Genomic DNA, 22,296 nt, shown 5'->3' on the forward strand with positions numbered 1-22,296 from the left:
ATGGTAGAGGATTTAAAAGGCCAGGAGACTTGGCGGATATTCAAGATAATGAGCGAATTCATAGAGGGCTTTGAAGAACTCTCAACAATAGGGCCGGCGGTATCCATATTCGGCTCTGCAAGATTTCACAGGAACCACCGCTATTATAAGAAGACACTGGAAATATCCACTCTTCTTGCAAAGGATGGCTATACCATCATAACCGGCGGAGGGCCTGGAGTCATGGAGGCAGCCAATAAGGGGGCGATAAATAATGCCGGTATCTCGGTGGGACTTAATATAGTTTTGCCGCAGGAACAAAAACCAAATCAATTTCAGAATAAATCCTTATCCTTTAAGTATTTTTTTGCCAGAAAGGTAATGTTCATAAAATACGCCATGGGTTATGTCTGTATGCCGGGCGGGTTCGGGACATTGGATGAGTTTTTTGAGGCGCTGACCCTTGTTCAGACGCACAAGATATATCCGCTGCCTCTCATACTGGTTGGGAAAGATTACTGGAGCGACCTGCTCAAATGGATGAAGACAACCATGTTAATAAAAGAAAAAACAATATCTAAGATAGATTTAGACCTCGTCAAAATAACTGATGACCCCAAAGAGGTTTTGGCAATAATAAATAAACACAGAGACTGGAAAATAAAAATTATAAAATCCGCCATAAAGAAAAAAAGAATAAAAATCCACACAGATAGAAAAAGGGAGATGATATGAGGATGGTTTCAAAAGACTTTACTCCCTCTTGTGCCGCCCTGATCATTGTAGATGTTCAAAACGATTTTTGCCCGGGTGGTGCGCTGCCTGTTACAGATGGAGATAAGGTGATCCCTATCTTAAATGTCTATATCAAGAGGTTCCGGGAAGAGGGGGCTCCGGTCTTTGCAACAAGGGATTGGCATCCTAATGACCATAACTCTTTTAAGGAGAATGGCGGGATCTGGCCCCCCCACTGTGTTCAGGGGACAAGCGGGGCAGAATTTCATCAAGGTCTTGACCTGTCAGGAGATGTTGAGATTGTATCAAAAGGCGCAGGCCCGAAGGATGAGGCCTATTCAGGTTTTCAGGGAACAAATCTCACAGCAGAATTGAAAAAGAGAGAAATTAAGACGCTATATATCGGGGGCCTTGCCACAGACTATTGTGTGAAACATACCGTTCTGGATGCCCTTAAGGAGGGATTTTCAGTCTTCTTCCTTGAGGATGGGTCAAGGGGTGTGGATGTAAATCCCGGTGACAGCAAAAAGGCGATAGATGATATGATATCGGCAGGCGCAAAGAGGATTGTTTTCTCAAATCTCTCTAAAAAGATACTGGAGGGGAAAAGTATATGATGTTCCATACAGCCGATCCAAAGGATATAAAAGAAGGGAAAATAACTGATGTCTATTTTGTCAGGACTATGGAGGTCCTTAAAGCAAAAGGGATTGACAAATGGGTAAAGGCGGAGTTTATTGCCAAAAATCTTCCAGATAACTGGGAGTGGGGTGTCCTCGCTGGCATTGAAGAGGCAGCGAACCTCCTCTCCGGGATAAAGGTGAATGTCAGGGCCATGAACGAGGGGACAATCTTCTTCCCCTATCAGCCTGTCATTGAGATAGAGGGGATGTATTCTCAGTTCTGTGTTTATGAAACCGCCCTGCTCGGTCTTATCTGCCAGGCCTCGGGGATTGCCACAAAGGCAGCAAGGTGCAAGAGGCTGGCCGGCGATAGAGGCGTGATAAGCTTCGGTGCAAGGCGCATGCACCCGGCCCTAGCGCCTATGATAGAAAGGGCTGCCTATCTGGGCGGGTGTGATGGTGTGGCAGTAATAAAATCCGCAGAATTGATAGGAGAAGACCCTTCCGGAACCATGCCCCATGCCCTGATCATCATGCTTGGTGATACAGTAACAGCTATAAAGGCATTCCACGAGGTAGTAGACAAAAAGGTCAAGAGGGTCGCCCTGATAGATACCTTTAATGATGAGAAGTTTGAGGCCCTTAATGTGGCAGAGGCTATGGGGCCAGATCTTTTTGGGATCAGGCTTGATACCCCTGCGTCGAGGCGCGGGAATTTCAGGAGGATCATTGAAGAGGTGAGATGGGAGCTCGACTTAAGGGGATATAAGGATGTAAAGATATTTGTAAGCGGCGGGATAGATGAGAAGCATATACCTGATCTAAATCCCATAGTAGATGCCTACGGTATAGGTACATCCATCAGCAATGCGCCTGTGATCGATTTTGCAATGGATATCATGGAGGTAGAAGGAAAACCGATTGCCAAGAGGGGGAAGATGTCCGGGTCAAAGTCTGTCTTAAGATGCAGGGGCTGCTACCATTATTACCTTGTTCCATCCATTGATAAACCGGATCTGTGCAAATGTGGCGGTAAGCTTGAGGAACTCCTTGTTCCTTTTCTAAAAGAAGGTGAACTTATCTCTCCTTTGCCTAAAGTAAGAGATATAAAAAGCTCTGTGCTATCACAGGTTAAACGGCTTACTTCTTATACTCATCAGCCTTGAGATCCTTGTGAGCCACCGACTGAGTAATAGAAATATCTTTGTCGCATAAGGTATATTATGTCAAATTATCCAGAGCTATGGAAGTGAGGCTGATTTTAACTCCTCGTCAAGCCGTATAAAGCCCTTCCCTTCTTTAGCCATAAGGCTTAATTGGAATCTATCCGATACTTCCCGGATATTTTTAATTGCATTTTCAGCCCTCTCTCCCTGCAATGGCTTTGCCTGGAATAAAACCTCTTTATTGTTCACATTTAAAGGTATTATCTCAGCCGAAGAAATCCTATTATTGCTGAATTTCACAATGGCTATCATGCCTTCAGGTATTGATTGACTGACAGACCCGAAGGCAAAATTCCCAAGGCTGTAAAATATAAGGCCATTTTTATACCTTTCAATCCCCTGGAGAACATGCGGATGGTGGCCTATGATTACACTTGCGCCGCTGTCTATTGCAAGATGCGCAAGTTTTATCTGATATTCCTTTGGATATTTCGTCAGCTCTTCACCCCAGTGGAATGAAACTACAACAAAATCAACATGTTTCTTTATTTCAATAATGTCGTATCTCACATATTCAAAAACACCTTGGGCAGTCCCGCCAGACTCTTTTGTGGCATAAAATTCCTCTGGAAAGACCTTTGAATATGCAAGAAAAGCAATCTTCTTATTTTTTATGCTAATAATTACGGGCATCCTTGCGTCCTTTAAATCCTTGCCTGCGCCAGTATGTTTTAAATCTGCCTTATCCAGAAAATTTATCGTATCCTGCAATCCATCCTGGCCATAATCCATAATGTGGTTATTTGCCAGTGTTACAACATCAAAACCAGCGGCCTTTATTGCGCCCGCTGCATCGGGGTCTATCTTTAAGATAAATTCCTTTTCCATAAATGCATCTCGTCTGTGCGTCAAAGGCGCTTCAAGATTGGCCACTGCAATGTCTGAATCCTTTAATATGCTTTTAGTCGGCTCAAATGGGTATAAATAACCGTTCTGCTTCAAATATGGAGCGGCAGAACCGCCAAGATAAATATCCCCTACTGCAAGGATTGTTATAACATCGTCATCGGCGCAAGATATTGCCGGAGCGGTTAAGAAAAGGAGGTATAAACATAAAATGTGTTTTATCATATTTATTCTCTGATTGACCTTGGAACGCCGTAAATTTGCGCCTTGCGCCTGAGTTCTTCCAAGTCTGATTTTAGTTTATTCCGCTGGTTTTCGTTATCAGGCAGATTCTTTTTATAGGTTTCATATTTCTCTGCATCTTCCTTACTGTATAATCTATAAAGCCTCCTGCCCCGGTCATAATCTGCCATAAAATTTTTCTCTTCCTCAATAGTTTTTTCAAGTTCCCCAATTTCTTTTTTACTGGCATCAAACTCTCTCTTCCACCACTCCAAAGGATAATCGCCATAAAGCTCTTCTTGTTGCTTTGCAGGAGGTTCCGATGGTTTGGGCGGTTGAATGGGTGGTTGGGAAGAAGAAGGCCCTTGCTCAGAAGGTTTTGCTTTCAGCGCCTTTACCTTATCTTTATATTTGGGCGGGACAAGAAGAATGTCGTCAACTACATGGATATCCCCTTTCTCATCCTGCCACTGGTAAAGGTCTGCAAACACGCCTGACGGCAGAATAAAGGCACAAAAAACAAAAACTACACAAAACTTTTTCTTAGTGCTAAAATACATCGCACACCCTTTATCTATATGGACCCGCTAACACACAGCCTTTCCGGCGCTATACTTTCCAGAACAGGATTTTATCAAAGATTCGGCAGGATGGCTACAATAATCCTTGTTGCAGCCGCGATCATCCCTGATATTGACCATTTAACCCTGAGACTTGCAGGCCCCCTCGCCTATCTCAAATATCATCGTGGATTTACGCACTCCATTTTTGGCGGCTTTGTAGTTGCTGCTATCATGGCCGGCATTGTCTGTTCAATAAAACGATTTAGAGAAAAATTAGGCTATCTAATAACCTTTGGCCTATTTTTATTAGGCATATATACCCATATCTTCCTTGACCTTATTACATCTTACGGAACACAGATACTTTTCCCATTCAGCGGCAAAAGATATTCCCTCGATCTCGTTTTTATCATAGACCTTTATTTCACCGCCTTGATGCTCATCCCGTTAATCGTCATAAGATTCAAGCGGAAATGGGCAAAGGCTATAGCCTTAATTTCTGTAGCGGGTATAATAATCTATCTGGGGGTTGCCTACGCAGGGAGAACCATTGCTATTGAAAGCGCTAATGCCTGGGCTCACAAACTTGGTATAATCAGCAAAAAAGTTGAGGCGCTCCCCCTCCCCTTCTCCCCTTTCAGATGGTCTGTGTATATAGAAGATGATAAAAGGTTTTATCAGGTTGATGTTGATGCGCTGAAAAACAGCGCAACATTTAATTCTTTTGAGAAAAAGCATGTCCCTGAAGGATTAAATCAGGAAACAGAGGGAAATAACATCATTGAAAAGGTTGAGAATCTGGAGATTGTAAAGACATATCTCTGGTTTGCCAGATTTCCCGTAGTGAGTATAAAGAAGGAAACTGAGGGCTATTCGGTGGAATATTTTGACCTTCGCTTTAATTCCCTGCCGCCGAGAAGGCCGTTTCTCTTGAAGTTGTTTGTTGACAGAAACGGGACGTTAAATAATGCGGAGCTTATGTTTCATACGACAAAATAACACCATGCTATTTTTCATTTGACATAGGCTATTTAATTAGACTATATTAGTCATATCCATATAGATATGGAGGACAAATCTATGAAGACCGCAAAGGTTTCTGAATTAAAGGCATCTATCAGCGAATACCTGTCAAAGGTAAAGGCAGGCGAAGAGGTTATTGTCACTGACAGGGGAAAGCCTGTCGCCAAGATTATTCCTTTGAAAAGAGGAGATATTGAAATACCGGCGCATCTATTAACGCTGGAGAAGGCAGGGCTTGTCCGCATCGGCGCAGGCAGACTGCCGGCAGGTTTTTGGGATATGCCGAGACCAAAGGATAAAAAAGGCCTGGCACTCGGCGCCCTTTTAAAAGAGCGGGAGGAAGGGAGATGATGTTCTGGGATTCTTCAGCCATCATCCCTTTATGTATTGACGAGCCGCAGACCAAGACCATCCGGCAGATTGTCCTAAAAGACAGCGCCATAGCAGTTTGGTGGGGCAGTTTCATAGAATGCTGTTCAGCCTTTGCCCGCTTGCGGCGCGATGGGTTCCTCAAGCCTGATGAGGAAGACGGTGTGCGGCATCTCCTCACCCTTCTCTCGGATACATGGACAGAGATTGAACCCGGCGAAGATATACGGGATATTGCAGGCAGACTTCTTATGCTGCACCCTCTCCGCGCTGCAGATGCCTTGCAGCTATCCGCCGCGCTTGTATGGGCTGGAAAGAGGCCAAAAGGTCATTATTTCGTCTGCCTTGATTCAAAATTGAGAGATGCGGCAAGAAAAGAAGGGTTCACGCTGCTTCCCGCCCAAATATAATTCCATGTCCGAGCTTTTTTAAATTATACCAAACAAATGCCTGCCCGCAAACCACAACCCAAAATATACATTGTTTTTTTATGGACACCCTCTGCCAGTAAGGGCTATGAGAAATATTACTTCTGAATCACAGTGATAGTTCCTTTCATACCAAAAACTTTATGATATATACAGTAATAGCTATATTCCCCGGGCTTATCAAAGGTAATGGAGAACTGACTTCCGGACCTCAGATTGTTTTTACCCTTGATTGCCCCGTCATCAAAGGTAATCGTATGCGCTACGTAGTCGTCATTTACCCACGAAACTGTATCGCCGGCATGAATCTGGGCAGTAAAGTTAGCAGTATTATCTATCCAGTCTTTCATGACTATCTTGACCTCATCAGCCATTACAGTTCCAGAATAAAATATAACAAACCACAAAGACACAAAGAATAAAATAATTCTTCCATAAAATTTGCAGATTAGAGAATACATATCGGCACCTCCTCTTTTATATCTGCCAGCAAACTACAACTACTCATACCTCAAACACTCCACCGGGGCCAGGAGAGACGCCTTTCTGGCAGGATAAAAACCAAAGAATATGCCGACTAATGCGGAAAAACCAAATGCCAGAAATATAGCGACAGCAGATATGGAAACCTCCCAGCCGGCAAAGTATGAAATGAGCCATGAGCCTCCCATGCCGAATAAAATACCTACGCCGCCGCCGATAACGGCCAACACTACCGCCTCTATCAAAAACTGCATGAGTATGTCCGCTCCCCTTGCGCCCACTGCCATCCGTATGCCTATCTCCCTTGTCCTTTCCGTAACCGATACCAGCATGATATTCATTATGCCTATGCCGCCGACTATCAGAGAAACAGATGCGATTGAACCTAAAAGGATTGACATTATCTTTGCCGATTGTTCAGCCGTTGCCAGCATCTCTGTAAGATTGCGGACAGTGAAATCATCCTCCCTGCCTGTGGGAATGCGATGCCGCTGCCGGAGGAGGGCCGCAATATTCTTTTCAGCATCTTTAAGTGCCGAAGGAGCTACCGCCTTTACAGTAATCATCCTTACCATGCCGGGAAATGTTGTGCCGAAAAGTTTTTTCTGCGCGGTGGTAACGGGGATATAGACGCTGTCATCCTGATCCTGACCCATTGGCGATTGCCCCTTTCCCGATAAAACGCCGATAACCTTAAACGGTATCTTTTTTATCCTGATAATCTTACCCAGCGGGTCTTCATCGCCAAAGAGATTTTTAACTACGATATTGCCCACGAGCGCAACCTTTGTGGCTCCGTCAACATCCCGCTGGGTAAACACCATGCCTGATGCAACTGGCCAATCCCGCAAATCAAAGAAGCTCGGCGTCGTACCGGTAATAATCGTGCTCCAGTTCTGGTTTCCGTAAACCACCTGCGCCGTGCCGGGCAGAAGCGGCGCAGCATACGCCACATCCGGCATCTCCTGCGCTATAGCCTTTGCATCGTCTGATGTGAGCGTGGGAGTTGATCCGAAACCCATTCTAAGTCCGCCGCTGGTGGCAGTTCCAGGCAGTATAATTAAAAGATTGGAACCTATGCTTGCAATCTGTTTTGCAACCTGTTCTCTTGCCCCTGAACCCACGGATATCATGGCTATCACCGCGGCGACGCCTATGATGATGCCGAGCATGGTAAGGCCTGAACGCATCTTGTTGATGCTCAGGGCATTGACTGCTATTTTTACGGTTGCGATGGTATTCATAAACTAACATCCTCCGGACTGTGATGTTGGCAAGAAACTGGTTAAGCGCGCAAAATGGATGTTATCCAACTATGTAAATATAATGAAATTTGATAGTTGCGTCAAGTTGATTTTAAAATTTGTGATTTTAAAATTCGCTTGACCGATCTCAAAATTTGGGATAAAGTCCAGAAAACTGCTCAATAACTGGTTAGCCCGCCATAGCTGGCATGCTGGCGACCAGGGGGTCGGACATGGAGAAGATTGTTTGGAATCAGTCGTTCAGTGTTGGCGTTGCGAGGCTCGATGAACAGCACAAGAAGATCATTAATATGATCAATCTGCTACGTTCGAAGCCCGAAGTGGACGTTCGTTCTGAGACGGTGTCCGAACTGCTTACGAGGTTGACGAGGTACGCAAGCGACCATTTCGCTACGGAAGAGCAACTTCTTGTGGAATACGGGTACCCTGAGGTGGCTACTCACAAAGAGGCCCACAGGGCCTACCGCATGAAAGTCGTGGCCCTCTGTCAAGATACAATGGATCACAACGCAGCAGTTCCTGATGAACTTCTGCGCTTCTTAGGTGACTGGTGGGTAAACCATATCCTCGGAGCCGACATGAGATATAGCTCGTTCCTCATGGAACGAGGCGTGACATGAATGCCGTTGTCAGCCCAGAGAGTTAAAAGAGGATTTTAAGGGGTTTTATCGTCTTTTACCACAGTTCCGTCTTTAAAAATGATATGCCTGTCAGCATAAGCGGCAATATCGGCCTCATGGGTTACCATAACAATGGTGATGCCGTTTTCTTTATTCAGCTTCTTAAAGAGCATCATAATATCAACGCTGGTTTGGGAATCAAGGTTGCCGGTCGGTTCATCCGCTAAAATCAGAGAGGGACTATTGATCAATGCACGCGCTATGGCAACCCTTTGCTGCTGTCCGCCTGACAACTGGCTGGGTCTGTGGTATTCCCTCCCCTCCAAACCAACGGAGTGTAATGCCGCCAAAGCCTTTGTTTTTCTTTCGTTTGATGTAGAATTGTTGTAGAGGAGCGGAAGTTCCACATTCTGGAGTGCGGACATGCGCTGGAGGAGATTAAAACTCTGAAACACAAAACCTATCTTTTTATTGCGTATGGCTGCAAGATTGTCCTTGCTTAAAGTCCCCACCTCATGTCCATCCAGCATATAATTGCCGGCAGTGGGTTTGTCAAGACAGCCGATGATATTCATGAATGTGGATTTGCCTGAACCTGACGCCCCCATCACTGCCACAAACTCTCCTTTATCTATAGCAAGGGAAACGCCGCTGACGGCATGAAAATCCACATTGCCCATCTTGTATATCTTTACAAGATTTTCAACCTCTATAAGCTCCGCCATAGTTATCTCATTAAGCCATGAGGAGATCTGCCGGCGCCGGCCCGGCCCGGCTGATTATTATTTTTGACAGCGGTGTCGGTAATTACCTCATCCCCCTCCTTTATTTCCCCTTCCATAATCTCCGTAAAATTGCCGTCGCTGATGCCTGTCTTTATTGACACCGGTTTTATTTGTTGACCGCCTTGCAGCCATACCTTTGAGCCTCTTTCCTGCTTGGCTGATTTATGATTGGCATATTCCTGTTCCTGCGGCTTAAACCGCAAAGCGGCATTGGGTATCTTAATTACATTATCTTTTCTTGCTGTTACGATAGACACATTGGCAGTCATGCCAGGTTTTAATTCCATGTTTTTATTGGACACCTCAATAATAACATCGTATGTAACAACATTCTGGACAATAATAGGGGCGTTGCGTATCTGTGAAACCTTTCCATTGAAAACCGATTCAGGAAAGGCGTCTACAGTAAAGTGCCCCTCCTGTCCCAACTTTACCGTTCCGATATCGGCCTCGTCAACATTGGTATTAACCTGCATCTTTGTCAAGTCTTTGGCTATGGTAAAAAGCGTAGGGGTCTGAAACGATGCGGCCACAGTCTGGCCTATGTCAACATTTCTGGATATGACTATGCCGTCAACCGGTGATTTGATAATCGTGTATTCAAGATTTACCTCTGTAAGCTCCAAAGCCGCCTTCTGCTGCTCCACCTGAGCTTCGGCCGATTTCACCTGAGCCTTGGCGGAAAGATACGCCGCCTCTGCGCTGTCCCTGTCGCTCTGGCTGGCAAGACCCTCTTTGAATAATTTTGACGATCTGTCAAATTTATGCTTTTTATCAACAATGTCTGCATTGGATTTTTCCACATTGGCCTTTGCATTGATCAGATTCGCCCTTGCCTGATCCCGCTGGGCTGTGAATGTCTTTTGATCAAGCATGGCAATTAGCTGACCCTGTTTGACACGGGAATTAAAATCAGCATACAGTTCCTTTATTGTCCCTGAAACCTGACTGCCTACCTGAACAGTAACAACGGCATTGACCGTGCCTGTTGCAGAAATTTTTGATTCTATGGAACCAACTTCAACCTTAGCAGTTTTGTATTTTATTATCTGATGACTTGTCTTTATCAGGAAAAACCATATGCCGGAAGCAACGGCTGCAAAGAGTGAAATAGCTATGATTATTTTCTTGAACATAAAGTTAGATAACCCCTCTCCCTATCTCTTAAACACCCTCTTAAGTATATAATCCATATTTTTAACATGCCTTGAAATATCGAAACATGCTTCAATATCCTTTTGAGAAAGCCGCTCTGTCACTTCTTTATCTTTTAACAGCAATCCTTTAAATTCTTTCTTTTCCTTCCATGCCTTCATGGCGTTACGCTGGACTATCTGGTATGCATCCTCTCTTGCAGCGCCTTTTTCTGTAAGGGCGAGCAAAACGCTTTGCGAGAATATCAGACCATTGAGTTTATTTAGATTCTCTTTCATATTTTCAGGATAGACAACAAGGTCTCTAACAAGCCCTGTCATCCGTGTCAGCATGAAGTCAACGAGGATTGTTGCATCCGGCGCAATAACCCTTTCAACAGAAGAATGGCTTATATCTCTTTCATGCCATAGCGGAATATTCTCCATTGCTGCGTTAGCATGACTTCTTACAAGCCTTGCAAGGCCTGTAAGATTTTCAGACAGGATGGGATTTCTCTTATGCGGCATAGCAGATGAGCCTTTCTGTCCATCGGTGAACGGTTCTTCTGCTTCAAGAACCTCTGTTCTCTGAAGATGCCTTATCTCCACTGCAATCTTTTCAATGGATGAGGCGATGATGGCAAGGGTTGTGAAATATTCCGCATGTCTGTCTCTCTGGATAATCTGAGTTGCAACAGGCGCAGGCTTGAGCCCGAGTTTTTTGCACACATATTCTTCAACAGACGGCGGGATATTGGCAAATGTGCCTACTGCGCCGGAAAGTTTTCCGTATGAAATTATCTCCCTTGCCCTTTCCATCCTTGCAAGGTTTCTCTTCATCTCCTCATACCATAAGGCCATCTTAAGGCCAAAGGTTATGGGCTCTGCATGGATGCCATGGGAACGGCCAATCATCACGGTATTTTTATGCTCAAATGCCCGTTTTTTGATTACCTCCATAAGCTTCTTTATATCTGTGATAATCAAATCCGCAGCCTCTTTTAAAAGCAGGGCAAGGGATGTGTCAAGTATGTCAGAAGACGTCAGCCCTCTGTGGATATATCTTGAATCAGGCCCGATAAACTCGGCAACAGAGGTAAGAAACGAGATTACGTCGTGCTTTACCATTCTTTCAATCTCGTCAATTCTCCGAATGTTAAAATCTGCTTTGGTCTTGATGTTATTCAACGCATTCTTTGGAATCTCACCAAGCTTTGCCCATGCCTCGCATGCAAGGATTTCCACCGCAAGCCATTTTTTGAATTTATTTTCTGGCTCCCAGATTCTTGCCATTTCTTTTCTTGAATATCTCTCTATCATAAAAAGATCCTTTCTTTAATGTCCCATAATTGCTTCTATCATAAATATCAGAACGAAACCGGATAAAACAGATAGTATCACATTTATATTAAACTTTCTGTGGGCCTCAAGCAATAAGTCACCCACGCCTATATAAATGAATGCCCCTGCAACAAACGCAATAACAGGTTCGTGGAACGTCTTTGGGATAAAGACCGCTGTATATGAGCCGATGGGATAGGCAATTGCCGCAAGTATAATGGGGACAAGCATTTTCCTGGCGCTGTAACCAATGTCCTTCATAAGAATAGTTGCAGTGATATCCTGCGGGATCTCATGGATAACAACAGCGACCATAATGATAAACCCGATATGCGGGTCTGTCAGATAGCCTATGGTTATAGCAACGCCATCAGTTATATTATCCAGAGCCATGCCAAATATAGAAACCATGTTTATGCTGTGCTGCTCGCATTCCATCTCTCCGCATGAATGAAGAACAGTAAGTTTTCCGATTAAATAGAATGACAGGAAACCGAGGGCGAGCACCCATGCGTCTTTTTTGAGATTTGCTTCAGGAAGAAGGTCCAGAAATACTGTGGCAATAACAACCCCGGCAGAAACAGCGATTATGTAGCGGATGCCTTTAAAATCAATAAAAAGCGGAAGAAGGCCGGCTATGAGCGTAACAATACCGGCAAATAATCCATATAAGACATACATTTCAAGCATATATTTTACGCCAATACGAAATGAGGCAAGATTAGTGTAATCAGCCTACTTAACTAACATAAACCTGTTTGATATGCAAGAGGTTACCAATTTCCCTTTGTGAAACCCCTGTATCTTTTCTTTCTGTTCTTTTAATTTTAATTCATAAATCCTTGACCTCAACCTTAACCTTGCCTCCTTCTTTTATATCTCTTCAGCCTATATATATCTTCTCTTTCCCTTTCTTCCAGCACTCTCTCTATGGTCTTTATGCCGTTTTTTATGGATGGCACAAGAATCTCCTCCATGGCGTTTATCTTTCTCGTATCAGCCCTTATCTCCTCGCCAACCCTCTTGAGCCTTATCTCGCAGGAGGCAATGGCAACAACAGCATCCATCACCTTTTCAAAGCCCTTTGCAGCCTCAATTGCCAACGTCCCTTCTCCGGCCGGTGAAATATCCCTCGCATCCATAGTCCTTACAAATGCCTTCTGCTCTATACTGGGGACATTTACGCCCCATATATTCTTCACCTTTATATCAAGGGATATATCCCTTTTTGACGCATAGGCTGTTGAATAAAGCGCATCGCCAAGAAATGCCCTTGCAAGATGCAGTTCGTAAGCTGCATCTCTAATCTGTGAGTTCAGTTTAGTCCTGAGTTTAAGACATTCTCCAAGACACCTGAAAAAATCCTTCATCAGGGCTTCACGTTTGCTTCTTAATAGTTTCGCCCCGCTCTTTAGCACAAGAAGCCGCGCATTGAGAAGCAGAAGGTTTATTCTTGTAGATGAAAACTTTTCCATAGTCAGTTCATGCGAAAATAGATTTTTTAATACAGTAGGGGCGACCCTTGTGGTCGCCCGAAAGCGGGAGGGGCAAGCCCCTCCCCTACGGGGAATGGGAATAATATTTCTCTACAAACTCCTCTTTTATCCTTATAAGCTCGGTCTTTGGCAGCATTGATAAAAGCCGCCACCCTAGTTTCAAAGTATCCTCTATTGACCTGTCAACATCTCCCTGCCCCACGAACACCCTTTCAAATTCATCCGCAAATTTCAAATATCTCTTATCCATATCCGTAAGACCTTCTTCACCAATAATTGTGGCAAGCCTTCTCGTATCCCTGCCCTTTGCATAAGAGGCATACAACTGGTCAGCCAGACCCCGATGGTCTTCTCTCGTCTTTTCTCTCCCGATGCCGAGATTCATAAGCCTTGAAAGCGACGGAAGCACATCCACTGGCGGATTGATGCCTTTCCTGAATAATGTCCTGCTCAAAACAATCTGCCCCTCTGTTATATAACCGCTCAGGTCTGCAATAGGGTGTGTTATATCATCATCAGGCATTGTAAGTATAGGGATAAGTGTAATGGAGCCGCTTCTGCCCTTTATCCTCCCTGCCCTCTCATAAATTGCCGCAAGATCCGTATACATGTAGCCGGGATAGCCTCGCCTGCCTGGTATCTCCTCCCTTGCGCTCCCGATTTCGCGCATGGCCTCGCAGTAGTTTGTCATATCCGTCAGTATTACCAGAACATGATGCCCTTTTTCAAACGCAAGATATTCTGCCGCAGCCAATGCGCTCCTCGGCGTGAACATCCTTTCAATAGTCGGATCCTCTGCCTTGTTTATAAACGCAACTGTCCTTTCCATTGCCCCGCTCTCTTCAAATACATTCTTAAAGAAAAATGCCTCCCTTGAAGTAATTCCCATAGCGCCAAAGACAATGGAAAACTGCTCTCCGCCGCCGACCTTTGCCTGCCGGACAATCTGCGCCGCTATCTCATTGGCAGGAAGCCCTGCGCCTGAGAATATGGGCAGCTTTTGCCCGCGCACCAAAGTGTTCAAACCGTCTATGGTTGATATGCCGGTTTGGATAAAATGGGCAGGCTTATCCCGCGCAGCAGGATTTATGGGAAGGCCGTTTATGTCCGGTCTTGCTTCGGGTATAATCTGGGAAAGGCCGTCTGCAGGCTCTCCAAGACCATTAAAAATCCTTCCGAGCATATCAAGGGATACGCCAATCTTCGCAGTCTCGCCTTTAAGTATAATCTTTGATGATACAGTATCAATACCCGATGTGCCTTCCAGCACCTGCACCACAGCAAGGCCTTCCATAATCTGGAGTATCTGCCCTTTTCTCGCTTCACCGGAAGCCAAACACACATCCACCATCTCTCCAAGACTACCGGCGCTAACGCCTTCAACAAATATAAGCGGGCCTTGTATGCCGGTTATGGATTGGTATTCGTAGGTTAATAAATTCATAGCCATTATTTGGAAGTAATTTCATCCATCTCTTTTATCATCTCCCCTGCCCTTTGCTTGAACACATCACTTGGTATATCCTGCATCCTCATAAGCCTTGCAATCACCGGGCTTGCAATGAGCTTTTCCAGATATACCCCTTGCTCCAATGCCGTTTTAGCCATATTATAAAATTCAATTATGCACTTCATCATCCAGTATTGCTTTTCCATTGTGCAGAATGCGTCTGCCTCATTAAATACGCTCTGCCGTAAAAACACCTCTTTGATAACCCTTCCCATCTCCATGGTGAGCCGGTCTATATCCTGCAATGCCTCAAGACCGATGACCTGAACCACCTCTTTTAGCTCTCCTTCTCTTTCCAGCATTTTCATAATATCATCTCTCAACAAAACCGCATCCTCTGCCATCTCCTTGCCAAACCAATCTTTAAGTAAATTGTAATAGAGGCTAAAACTCTTATTCCAATCAACCGCCGGAAAGTGCCTTCTGTATGCAAGGTCTGTGTCTAATGCCCACAGAGCGCCTGCAACTCTGAGTGATGCCTGCGTTACGGGTTCGGAAAAATCTCCTCCCGGCGGCGATACTGCGCTGACAATAGTAACAGAGCCTGTTCTTTCTTCATTGCCGAGACATTTTACCTTGCATGCCCTTTCGTAAAAATTTCCGAGCCGTGTTGCAAGATACGGCGGATAGCCTTCTTCGCCAGGCATCTCCTCCATCCTTGATGAAATTTCTCTCAAAGCCTCTGCCCACCTTGAGATGGAATCGGTCATAAGCGCAACGCGGTATCCCATGTCCCGGAAATACTCGGCAATAGTTGCGCCTATGAAGATAGACGCCTCTCTTGCTGCAACAGGCATATTTGATGTATTCACTATAAGAACGGTTCTTAAACTCAAGGGCAAACCTGTGGATGGGTCTGAAAGTTTAGGAAAGTCCGACAGCACCTCTGTCATCTCATTGCCCCGCTCTCCGCATCCGACATAAACAATAATATCCGATTTTGCATACCTTGCGAGGGTCTGCTCCACAATGGTCTTGCCGGTTCCAAAACCGCCCGGCACAATTGCTGCGCCGCCTTCTGCCACAGGAAACATGGTATCAAACACACGTTGACCTGTAATAAACGGCGTATTCGGCAATATTCGCTCTTTAAACGGCCTTGGCTGTCTTACCGGCCATTCTTGAAAGAGCGATATGGTGGAGTTATCCTCAAAGATGACAACAGGCTCATCGCCTGTAATCTCACCTTTGCGAACTTCTTTGACAATCCCTCCCACCACCCCCTTATGAAAGGGGGGGATTGGGGGGGTTAGGATTCTATGTTCAATCCTCTCATTTTCCTTGACAATGCCGACAACATCTCCTGATTTAATTGCATCCCCTTTTTTTACCTTTGGGATAAACTCCCATTTTTTATCCAGCAACACATTAAGGCTTATCCCCTTTTTTATAAAATCGCCTGACTTTAGCCTCAATGCTTCAAGCGGTCTTTGTATGCCGTCAAACACATTAGATAAAAGGCCTGGGCCGAGTCTTATGGTTAATGGTTTGCCATGGCTTATCACTTCTTCGCCCACAGAAAGCCCTGTCGTATCTTCATAGACCTGCAATATTGCCTGTTCGCCCTGAATCCTTACAATCTCCCCAAGAAGGCCGTCCCTGCCGACAAGGGCGGTAGTATGCATCTTAGAACCGTTCATGCCCTTTGCGGTAACGGTGGGACCGGAAACCCCTGATATCGTGCCTTTGATGATTTGCATATTACCTCTTTATCTTCACCTGATACCCTATCGCCCTTCTTATAAGCCTGGCCACATACGACTCCATCTCTGCCTCGGCTTGCCATGATTTTGGAGTGTCTATCGGAACTATTACAGGGACGCCGGTTTTTCTAACCCTTTTCAAAATTCCTTCATCAACCTTTGCCAAAAACTTTTCCTCAACAACCAGAAGGCCGTATTCTCCGGTTTTGATAATATCGTTTAAAACAGCCGTAATATCCCAGCCCTCTTCAACCTCTTTGACCTCAACGCCGGCAAGCTTAAACCCAAGAGATGTGTCAGGATACGTGATTACAATAAGTTTGGACATATTTTAAATAATAATAAACCTCTTTACTTCAATTGACGGCATATCAAAAATCTTTGACCTGGCAATGATTCTCAGGTTTTTTATCTCGCGTATCTTTTTATAAACAAAGCAGACGGCAAGGGCAATGCTCAACGGCTCTATCACAGCAAGTCTGCACATCTCCTTTCTCGTCAATTCTTCAAGCTGTTCTTCCAGAAAAAATGCCTCGTCATGGTCTGCTGCGCTGATTGCCTTTTTCCAAATGCTGTCTTTAACCGAATCTGCAAGCCCTCGCAGGACTGTTTTTTTATCCTTGCTCGCTGAAAGCTGTAAAAACCCATCCTTATTAATCCTTTCGCCTCCTTCAAGAAAATAACCGGCGGCTCTGGCAGCAGATAGCCCTTCACCGGCCAGCTTTAAGAGCGTTGATATGTTTATGCTGTCTATCCTTTGTATTACAAATCTTTTAATTATTTTTTTGTTCAGCTCATTCCCCTCTGCTGCAGAAAGGCAATATTTATGGACAAAACGGTCCAGCGCAAGCTCAATGATTATAAGGTCTCTTTCTCTCAGGTACTGCTCTATTGCGTCTTTGAGCGGCGTTGCATACGGGCTTCTCCATGTATGAAGGAGCTTTGCCGCCTCCTGTATATCTTTTTGCAGATTTAATTCCTTCAATGCAGATTCGTCCATCTCGCCTGCCGGGATAAGAACAGATATGCTGTCGTCAGGCGAAATCCCGTTTGCCCTGGCCCTTGCAATAGCCTTTAAGTCATAGGCCTCCCATATGGAAAATACAGCGCGCAGCAGAATCCTTGCATCCTCAGGGGAATAATCCCACAACTGCCTAAATGCCCTTGCAAGGTTTACTCTGAATGCGCCTTCCGCAATATCTGTTTCATTTTTATATCTTGCTGAGGCAGCCTCTATATCCCTTGTGTAGACGGTATCTTTTAAGCAATATAAAAGAGCCTGAATACCTTCTGCGCCAATCAGTTTATCATAGGCCGCTTGAGTTAAGCATTCGCCCTTCCATGCCTTTATTCTGGCGTTTAGATAGCTTAAGTCCATTTTTTTAAAAAAGAATCTTATCAATCATTGAAACAAGTTCCGGTCTTGCTTTTTCTAATCTTGAGTTCAAGGTATTTATTATCTTAAATCTTTTATCCCTGCTCATAATAACAACCCCTGGCAGCATATCTCCCGCATCAGAAAGAATTTCGAAAGCCTTCTCATCTTTCATGGAATCATCCCATCCATCCATTGCCTCTTTGCAAAGCCTTTTCAGTATGTCAGGATAATCTTTTCCCTTCCTCAGTTCACTCAGCCTCCCTGCCACGCCCTCAAAAACCTTTGTTACGGCAAGCTGCCTTTGCCTCAGGATAATTTCATTTGCATGCAATCTCGCATCAGCCAGCCTTTTTATCCTTTCCTTTTGCAGAGAAGCCTTTGCCTGCTCAAGCCTTTCTCGCTTCATCTTTTCCAATTTTTCTGCAGCCTTTTTTATAATATCATCCGCCTCTTTTTGAGCATCCTCTATGATAGAGGCGCACTCCCGCCTTGTGTCTTCCTCAAGCGTTTTTAATAATTCTTTTTCAATCATTTGTGCGCCTTTGACAACACTCAAGGCTAAAGCCTTGAGCTACCATGTAACTCAATCTTTTAGGATTGAGCCTCTAAGACAAAATCAGATAGGCTATAACAAAACCGAGTATCACCATAGTCTCAGGTATAGCCACCAGGATAATAATAACGCCGCCCAACTCAGGCTTTTCTGCCACGGCGCCGGCGCCGGCAGAACCGATTCTACTCTGGGCCCACGCAGTTGCCAGCGCAGGGATTGCTATAGCCATGGCCGCAGCCAACGCAATAAGACCTTTTTCCATAAAACACCTCCATTATTAAAGTTTCAGAGTGTCAAAGCGTCATAGAGTCAAAGTTTTTTCTCCGCCTTTTCTCTGATACTCTGATACTATGACTCTCTGATACTTTGACTCTTATTTATGTTTTCTGAACGGTTCATATCTCCTTCCGCCTGTCTCGTAAAACTTGCTGAAAAATTCCACATAATGAAGCCTCAATGAATGCATGGTCGGGCCGAGAACGCCGAGGAATATGTTTATGGTGTGGATTATACCTGCGATAAGAATGCCGAGGATTATATTGCCTGCCAATCCGCCCAGTTTATTCGCCACAATGGCCAATACGACCGACGCCGTTCCTATAGCCATGATACGGGCATATGAAAGGATATTGCCGAGCGCCTTTATTACCTCCAATGGCCCAATGATCCCTTCAAGCAGTATAAGGATAACTAAGGCCGCTGTCATAACTGCTGCGCCTGGGGTCATTAATCCCTTCGGCAGATATTTTGCCAAAACTGCAAGTATAATAAGAAAGGCAAGCATCAATATTAATGCAGATGCCTTTGCCGCAGCCTGTCTGGCCTTGCCCCTGTGGATATAATTCGTTATTGCAAGCAAAAAACCAAGGATTACATGACCTAACCCTATTCCAATTGCCAGTATTAAAAAGACCTTTAATGCCTTTAATCTGTCAAAGATTATGGGATGTAAAATGCCGAGCCTTTCTCCCAGATCGCCGAAAAACTCCCCAAAGAGCGCCCCAAAAACAATTGCAAAAACACTGGATATTGTAAAGACAGAGGCAAGATTAGTGATAAAATCCCGCTCCTTAAATCTCCTTTTCATATAAATGCTGACAACGAAAAGTATGCTGCCATAGCCGATGTCGCCTAACATAAGGCCGAAAAAAGTCGGAAAGAACAGCGCAAGATAGGGTGTCGGGTCTATTGAGCCGTATTTGGGCGGCGGCAGGATATTGATAAAGACCTCAAACGGCCTTAAAAATTTCGGATTCTTTATATAAACAGGTATCAAATCCACCTCGTCTTCTCTTACCCCCATCTCCCGAACCATAACCTTGTCCCCGAATTTCTCTCTAACAGCATTGGAAAGCGTATTGTATTCATCCTTTGGAATCCATCCTGCAATGACAAACGCAAATCTCGTATGGCCGCAGTATGCAAGAACCTTGAATTCATCAAGGGTGCTCAGCAAGAACTCCATGAGACCTTCAAGTTTTTTATACCATTCCTCTGATAACTCCTTAAATTTATTGTCAATATCTCTTATGAGAAGCGGTATCTCTTCTCTCCTCTTTATCATATTTTTGAGCGCATCAAAGAGTGTCATGTCAACATATCTGTGCGGGAGCTTTATCTCTGATATGGCCTCGGTGGAAATAAGCGCCTTTACTCTCGTATCATATTGCCGCGGATAGGTAATAACAATGCCTATTATATCTTTATCTATATCCTTTACAAAGAACTGATACCTTGTTTCTGTAATGCGGTTTATCTCATTTTCGAACAAAGGTATAATATCTTCTTTGGCCAGCTCAATGGTAATGCCGATCGTCTCAAAATTATTGAGCCCCTTTAATTTTGCCACAAGCGGCGCAATGCCTTTTAATATTTTTTCATATCGCGCAATAGATGAAATCTCCTCTGTAAGCTCCGCCTTTTCAGCATGGAGCCCCTTGACCTCCTTTTCCAATCCATCTACTTCATGCAGAAAGGCATCGGATGCAATGTCGGCAATTACGAACCCATCTCCTCTTTCAACCCCGGATGCAGGAAGAAGGAGATATATCCCCTTCAATCTATCCGCTATCCTCTCAAGCCTTTCCTTAAGCAAAGCCTTTTCCTTCTCAACAGGCATCCTCCTCATATATGAATCTTCAAAGGCAATCCTTGCGGGCATGCTCTCTATATGAACAATGCCAAGGTTATGAAGCAGTCTTATAACCTCATCCAGCATGCCCTTTGAGCCGATAAGCTGCACCTTGCTCATTGCCTTTATCATTTATATCCCTCTATTACATAACGCACCACCATATCAACAGCCTTTCCTTCTCTCTCCTCTGCCGGCTTCTTTAAATCCTGAGCCTTTTTAAAAGCATCTTGCTTTATCGTCTCGGCCTCTTTATCAATCTTCGCCATTTCCTGTTTTTTATAATCTTCCAGAGCAGTATCAAGTTCTTTTAACATTGACAGCCTTATCTCATCTGCCTTGATAAGGGCGTTTTTTTTAATATGTGCGGCCTTTCCCCTTGCCTCATTTAAAAGATTATCAAGCTCCTCTTCTTTTTGCTTTAAAGATTCTATGACATCAAATTCATTCATTATCTTTGCCCTCTTCCATATCTTCTTCCCCTTCCTCGGCTTTCACAGAATATTTTCCATCTGCCCACTTGCCGAGGTCAATCAAACTGCACCTTTCTGAACAGAACGGCCTATAGGAATTGCCTTCCCACACAGCATCCTTTTTGCATACAGGACATTTGATTTTTTTCTCTGTCATTTGTTTAAAAGATACGCCTCTATAAACTCATCTATCTTTCCATCAAGCACTGCGTCTACATTGCCTGTTTCCACACCTGTTCTATGGTCTTTTATCAAACGGTACGGCTGCAATACATAGGAGCGGATCTGACTTCCCCATGTAATCTCCTTTTTCCCTTTGTGAAACTCCTGCATCTTTTCTTCCTGTTCTTTTAATTTTAATTCATAAATCCTTGACCTCAGTATCTTCATGGCCAGTTCCCTATTTTTATGCTGGCTCCGCTCGGCCTGACACGCAACGATTATACCAGTCGGAATATGGCTTATCCGCACTGCTGTCTCCACTTTATTTACATTCTGGCCGCCTGCGCCGCCTGACCTGAAAGTATCTATCTTTAGGTCTGCTTCTTTCACATCAACCTCAATATCGTCTTCAATCTCAGGATAGACAAACACGGATGCAAACGACGTGTGCCTTCTCTGATTTGCATCAAATGGCGATATTCTGACAAGACGGTGCACGCCAACCTCTGCCTTTAGATAGCCGTAGGCATACTCACCCTCTACAGTCAATGTAACGCTCTTTATGCCTGCTTCTTCTCCGGGCTGATAATCGACCACAGTAACGTTATATCTCTTTTTCTCAGCCCATCGGGTATACATCCTGAAGAGTATCTCTGCCCAGTCCTGCGCCTCTGTGCCGCCCGCGCCAGGATGGATGGAGAGGATGGCGCTCAGTTTGTCATGCTCTCCGCCAAGCATCCTCTGGATATCCAATTGATGTATGTAGTTTTCAGTATCGGATAATTTCGCCTCCGCCTCTTTTGCGGTTTCAGGGCTGTTCTCTGAATTGGCAAGTTCCAGCAGGATAGACGCATCTTCCAGACCTTTTTCAATATCGGCTACTGCTGCAATCTCTGCCTTGAGCGCTGCCTGCGTCTTGAGAAGGCTCTGCGCCTCTGAAGCCTTTTCCCATAAGGCAGGATTTGCTGCGGCCTTTTCTATCTCGCTTAATTTTTTACCCTTTGCATCCAGGTCAAAGATAACCCCGGATTTCAATCAATTTATTCTGAAGCCCTTTCAGTCTTTCCTGAATCTCGTCAAACATTCAATCCTCCGCAAAATCATGATAATCATATTTTACACAGAAGATGAGACAAATCAAGTTGTTTATGGGCGTTTTTCTTTGCCTGCCCTCCTTTTCGTTTTCCAGTTAATCCATGTTTTCGGTTGCAATTCAGCAGGCCATGGAGTACATTGTGCGGGCGCAACA

At 44.5% G+C, this 22,296-nt stretch carries 26 protein-coding genes; 7 read left to right on the forward strand and 19 right to left on the reverse strand.

From position 1 onward, the window contains the following. From Q8P28_09045 to Q8P28_09055, 3 genes are read left to right on the forward strand one after another with little or no spacing between them, the layout of a single operon-like run. Positions 1-714 (forward strand): TIGR00730 family Rossman fold protein, encoded by a 714-nt coding sequence (locus Q8P28_09045; protein MDP2682932.1) that lies wholly within the window; start codon positions 1-3, stop codon positions 712-714. Beyond that, positions 711-1,331: a bifunctional nicotinamidase/pyrazinamidase gene (pncA, locus tag Q8P28_09050; GenBank protein MDP2682933.1), complete on the forward strand. Its 621-nt coding sequence runs from the start codon at positions 711-713 to the stop codon at positions 1,329-1,331. The genes Q8P28_09045 and pncA overlap by 4 nt, the downstream gene beginning before the upstream one ends. Continuing rightward, entirely contained in the window at positions 1,331-2,503 is a 1,173-nt protein-coding gene (locus tag Q8P28_09055) for a nicotinate phosphoribosyltransferase (GenBank protein ID MDP2682934.1), read from the forward strand. Before pncA ends, Q8P28_09055 begins: the two co-directional genes overlap by 1 nt. Positions 2,504-2,578: 75 nt before the next feature. Here the strand turns inward: Q8P28_09055 and Q8P28_09060 are convergent, their stop codons facing one another. Then, positions 2,579-3,634, reverse strand: a complete 1,056-nt coding sequence (locus tag Q8P28_09060) for a CapA family protein (protein ID MDP2682935.1) — start codon at positions 3,632-3,634, stop codon at positions 2,579-2,581. Between the two features lie 2 nt (positions 3,635-3,636). Then, positions 3,637-4,191, reverse strand: a complete 555-nt coding sequence (locus Q8P28_09065) for a DUF4124 domain-containing protein (protein MDP2682936.1) — start codon at positions 4,189-4,191, stop codon at positions 3,637-3,639. A gap of 18 nt (positions 4,192-4,209) precedes the next feature. Here Q8P28_09065 and Q8P28_09070 point away from each other — a divergent pair, with 18 nt between their 5' ends. The 3 genes from Q8P28_09070 (at position 4,210) to Q8P28_09080 (ending at position 5,996) form a co-directional block, all read left to right on the forward strand. Beyond that, entirely contained in the window at positions 4,210-5,193 is a 984-nt protein-coding gene (locus tag Q8P28_09070) for a metal-dependent hydrolase (protein MDP2682937.1), read from the forward strand. A gap of 81 nt (positions 5,194-5,274) precedes the next feature. Beyond that, positions 5,275-5,568: a type II toxin-antitoxin system prevent-host-death family antitoxin gene (locus Q8P28_09075; protein ID MDP2682938.1), complete on the forward strand. Its 294-nt coding sequence runs from the start codon at positions 5,275-5,277 to the stop codon at positions 5,566-5,568. Beyond that, complete coding sequence (locus Q8P28_09080) at positions 5,565-5,996, forward strand: type II toxin-antitoxin system VapC family toxin (protein ID MDP2682939.1); 432 nt, start codon at positions 5,565-5,567, stop codon at positions 5,994-5,996. Before Q8P28_09075 ends, Q8P28_09080 begins: the two co-directional genes overlap by 4 nt. A gap of 116 nt (positions 5,997-6,112) precedes the next feature. On the opposite strand, the gene Q8P28_09085 is transcribed toward Q8P28_09080, so the two are convergent. Continuing rightward, positions 6,113-6,475, reverse strand: coding sequence for a plastocyanin/azurin family copper-binding protein (locus Q8P28_09085; protein MDP2682940.1), 363 nt, complete (start codon positions 6,473-6,475; stop codon positions 6,113-6,115). 39 nt (positions 6,476-6,514) lie between these two features. Then, a complete protein-coding gene (locus Q8P28_09090; GenBank protein ID MDP2682941.1) occupies positions 6,515-7,741 on the reverse strand; it encodes an ABC transporter permease in 1,227 nt (408 codons plus the stop codon). Positions 7,742-7,974: 233 nt separating this feature from the next. Here Q8P28_09090 and Q8P28_09095 point away from each other — a divergent pair, with 233 nt between their 5' ends. Further along, positions 7,975-8,382, forward strand: a complete 408-nt coding sequence (locus tag Q8P28_09095) for a bacteriohemerythrin (GenBank protein ID MDP2682942.1) — start codon at positions 7,975-7,977, stop codon at positions 8,380-8,382. Positions 8,383-8,417: 35 nt separating this feature from the next. Here the strand turns inward: Q8P28_09095 and Q8P28_09100 are convergent, their stop codons facing one another. The 15 genes from Q8P28_09100 to prfB all read right to left on the reverse strand — a co-directional run bounded on the left by Q8P28_09100 (position 8,418) and on the right by prfB (position 22,131). Next, positions 8,418-9,107, reverse strand: coding sequence for an ABC transporter ATP-binding protein (locus Q8P28_09100; GenBank protein MDP2682943.1), 690 nt, complete (start codon positions 9,105-9,107; stop codon positions 8,418-8,420). A gap of 2 nt (positions 9,108-9,109) precedes the next feature. Beyond that, positions 9,110-10,303: an efflux RND transporter periplasmic adaptor subunit gene (locus Q8P28_09105; GenBank protein MDP2682944.1), complete on the reverse strand. Its 1,194-nt coding sequence runs from the start codon at positions 10,301-10,303 to the stop codon at positions 9,110-9,112. Positions 10,304-10,324: 21 nt separating this feature from the next. Beyond that, positions 10,325-11,620: an adenylosuccinate lyase gene (purB, locus tag Q8P28_09110; GenBank protein MDP2682945.1), complete on the reverse strand. Its 1,296-nt coding sequence runs from the start codon at positions 11,618-11,620 to the stop codon at positions 10,325-10,327. A gap of 15 nt (positions 11,621-11,635) precedes the next feature. Continuing rightward, positions 11,636-12,331, reverse strand: a complete 696-nt coding sequence (locus Q8P28_09115; GenBank protein MDP2682946.1) for a ZIP family metal transporter — start codon at positions 12,329-12,331, stop codon at positions 11,636-11,638. A 164-nt stretch (positions 12,332-12,495) separates the two neighbouring features. Next, entirely contained in the window at positions 12,496-13,116 is a 621-nt protein-coding gene (locus Q8P28_09120; protein MDP2682947.1) for a V-type ATP synthase subunit D, read from the reverse strand. Positions 13,117-13,201: 85 nt separating this feature from the next. Further along, positions 13,202-14,587, reverse strand: a complete 1,386-nt coding sequence (locus tag Q8P28_09125) for a V-type ATP synthase subunit B (GenBank protein ID MDP2682948.1) — start codon at positions 14,585-14,587, stop codon at positions 13,202-13,204. Continuing rightward, positions 14,587-16,347, reverse strand: coding sequence for a V-type ATP synthase subunit A (locus Q8P28_09130; protein MDP2682949.1), 1,761 nt, complete (start codon positions 16,345-16,347; stop codon positions 14,587-14,589). The genes Q8P28_09125 and Q8P28_09130 overlap by 1 nt, the downstream gene beginning before the upstream one ends. A 1-nt stretch (position 16,348) precedes the next feature. Beyond that, positions 16,349-16,678, reverse strand: a complete 330-nt coding sequence (locus Q8P28_09135; protein ID MDP2682950.1) for a V-type ATP synthase subunit F — start codon at positions 16,676-16,678, stop codon at positions 16,349-16,351. Between the two features lie 3 nt (positions 16,679-16,681). Continuing rightward, a complete protein-coding gene (locus Q8P28_09140) occupies positions 16,682-17,752 on the reverse strand; it encodes a V-type ATPase subunit (protein MDP2682951.1) in 1,071 nt (356 codons plus the stop codon). Next, a complete protein-coding gene (locus tag Q8P28_09145; GenBank protein ID MDP2682952.1) occupies positions 17,733-18,260 on the reverse strand; it encodes a V-type ATP synthase subunit E family protein in 528 nt (175 codons plus the stop codon). Before Q8P28_09145 ends, Q8P28_09140 begins: the two co-directional genes overlap by 20 nt. Positions 18,261-18,333: 73 nt before the next feature. Further along, a complete protein-coding gene (locus Q8P28_09150) occupies positions 18,334-18,543 on the reverse strand; it encodes an ATPase (GenBank protein MDP2682953.1) in 210 nt (69 codons plus the stop codon). Positions 18,544-18,654: 111 nt separating this feature from the next. Continuing rightward, positions 18,655-20,544, reverse strand: coding sequence for a V-type ATPase 116kDa subunit family protein (locus Q8P28_09155; GenBank protein MDP2682954.1), 1,890 nt, complete (start codon positions 20,542-20,544; stop codon positions 18,655-18,657). Further along, complete coding sequence (locus tag Q8P28_09160; GenBank protein MDP2682955.1) at positions 20,541-20,864, reverse strand: V-type ATPase subunit subunit G family protein; 324 nt, start codon at positions 20,862-20,864, stop codon at positions 20,541-20,543. The genes Q8P28_09155 and Q8P28_09160 overlap by 4 nt, the downstream gene beginning before the upstream one ends. After that, positions 20,857-21,042, reverse strand: a complete 186-nt coding sequence (locus Q8P28_09165; GenBank protein MDP2682956.1) for a DNA gyrase inhibitor YacG — start codon at positions 21,040-21,042, stop codon at positions 20,857-20,859. Before Q8P28_09165 ends, Q8P28_09160 begins: the two co-directional genes overlap by 8 nt. After that, a protein-coding gene (gene prfB, locus Q8P28_09170; GenBank protein ID MDP2682957.1) for a peptide chain release factor 2 occupies positions 21,039-22,131 on the reverse strand; the annotation gives its coding sequence in 2 pieces (ribosomal slippage) (positions 21,039-22,061 and positions 22,063-22,131; 1,092 coding nt in all). The genes Q8P28_09165 and prfB overlap by 4 nt, the downstream gene beginning before the upstream one ends. Between the last annotated feature and the right edge of the window lie 165 nt (positions 22,132-22,296).

The sequence above is a fragment of the Deltaproteobacteria bacterium genome, from assembly GCA_030690165.1.
Taxonomy (GTDB): domain Bacteria; phylum Desulfobacterota; class GWC2-55-46; order UBA9637; family UBA9637; genus JACRNJ01.

Coding starts and splice junctions, on each gene's coding strand:
- Q8P28_09045 (MDP2682932.1), top strand. CDS start 1: ATGGTAGAGGATTTAAAAGGCCAGGAGACTTGGCGGATATTCAAGATA.
- pncA (MDP2682933.1), top strand. CDS start 711: ATGAGGATGGTTTCAAAAGACTTTACTCCCTCTTGTGCCGCCCTGATC.
- Q8P28_09055 (MDP2682934.1), top strand. CDS start 1,331: ATGTTCCATACAGCCGATCCAAAGGATATAAAAGAAGGGAAAATAACT.
- Q8P28_09060 (MDP2682935.1), bottom strand. CDS start 3,634: ATGATAAAACACATTTTATGTTTATACCTCCTTTTCTTAACCGCTCCG.
- Q8P28_09065 (MDP2682936.1), bottom strand. CDS start 4,191: ATGTATTTTAGCACTAAGAAAAAGTTTTGTGTAGTTTTTGTTTTTTGT.
- Q8P28_09070 (MDP2682937.1), top strand. CDS start 4,210: ATGGACCCGCTAACACACAGCCTTTCCGGCGCTATACTTTCCAGAACA.
- Q8P28_09075 (MDP2682938.1), top strand. CDS start 5,275: ATGAAGACCGCAAAGGTTTCTGAATTAAAGGCATCTATCAGCGAATAC.
- Q8P28_09080 (MDP2682939.1), top strand. CDS start 5,565: ATGATGTTCTGGGATTCTTCAGCCATCATCCCTTTATGTATTGACGAG.
- Q8P28_09085 (MDP2682940.1), bottom strand. CDS start 6,475: ATGTATTCTCTAATCTGCAAATTTTATGGAAGAATTATTTTATTCTTT.
- Q8P28_09090 (MDP2682941.1), bottom strand. CDS start 7,741: ATGAATACCATCGCAACCGTAAAAATAGCAGTCAATGCCCTGAGCATC.
- Q8P28_09095 (MDP2682942.1), top strand. CDS start 7,975: ATGGAGAAGATTGTTTGGAATCAGTCGTTCAGTGTTGGCGTTGCGAGG.
- Q8P28_09100 (MDP2682943.1), bottom strand. CDS start 9,107: ATGGCGGAGCTTATAGAGGTTGAAAATCTTGTAAAGATATACAAGATG.
- Q8P28_09105 (MDP2682944.1), bottom strand. CDS start 10,303: ATGTTCAAGAAAATAATCATAGCTATTTCACTCTTTGCAGCCGTTGCT.
- purB (MDP2682945.1), bottom strand. CDS start 11,620: ATGATAGAGAGATATTCAAGAAAAGAAATGGCAAGAATCTGGGAGCCA.
- Q8P28_09115 (MDP2682946.1), bottom strand. CDS start 12,331: ATGCTTGAAATGTATGTCTTATATGGATTATTTGCCGGTATTGTTACG.
- Q8P28_09120 (MDP2682947.1), bottom strand. CDS start 13,116: ATGGAAAAGTTTTCATCTACAAGAATAAACCTTCTGCTTCTCAATGCG.
- Q8P28_09125 (MDP2682948.1), bottom strand. CDS start 14,587: ATGGCTATGAATTTATTAACCTACGAATACCAATCCATAACCGGCATA.
- Q8P28_09130 (MDP2682949.1), bottom strand. CDS start 16,347: ATGCAAATCATCAAAGGCACGATATCAGGGGTTTCCGGTCCCACCGTT.
- Q8P28_09135 (MDP2682950.1), bottom strand. CDS start 16,678: ATGTCCAAACTTATTGTAATCACGTATCCTGACACATCTCTTGGGTTT.
- Q8P28_09145 (MDP2682952.1), bottom strand. CDS start 18,260: ATGATTGAAAAAGAATTATTAAAAACGCTTGAGGAAGACACAAGGCGG.
- Q8P28_09150 (MDP2682953.1), bottom strand. CDS start 18,543: ATGGAAAAAGGTCTTATTGCGTTGGCTGCGGCCATGGCTATAGCAATC.
- Q8P28_09155 (MDP2682954.1), bottom strand. CDS start 20,544: ATGATAAAGGCAATGAGCAAGGTGCAGCTTATCGGCTCAAAGGGCATG.
- Q8P28_09160 (MDP2682955.1), bottom strand. CDS start 20,864: ATGAATGAATTTGATGTCATAGAATCTTTAAAGCAAAAAGAAGAGGAG.
- Q8P28_09165 (MDP2682956.1), bottom strand. CDS start 21,042: ATGACAGAGAAAAAAATCAAATGTCCTGTATGCAAAAAGGATGCTGTG.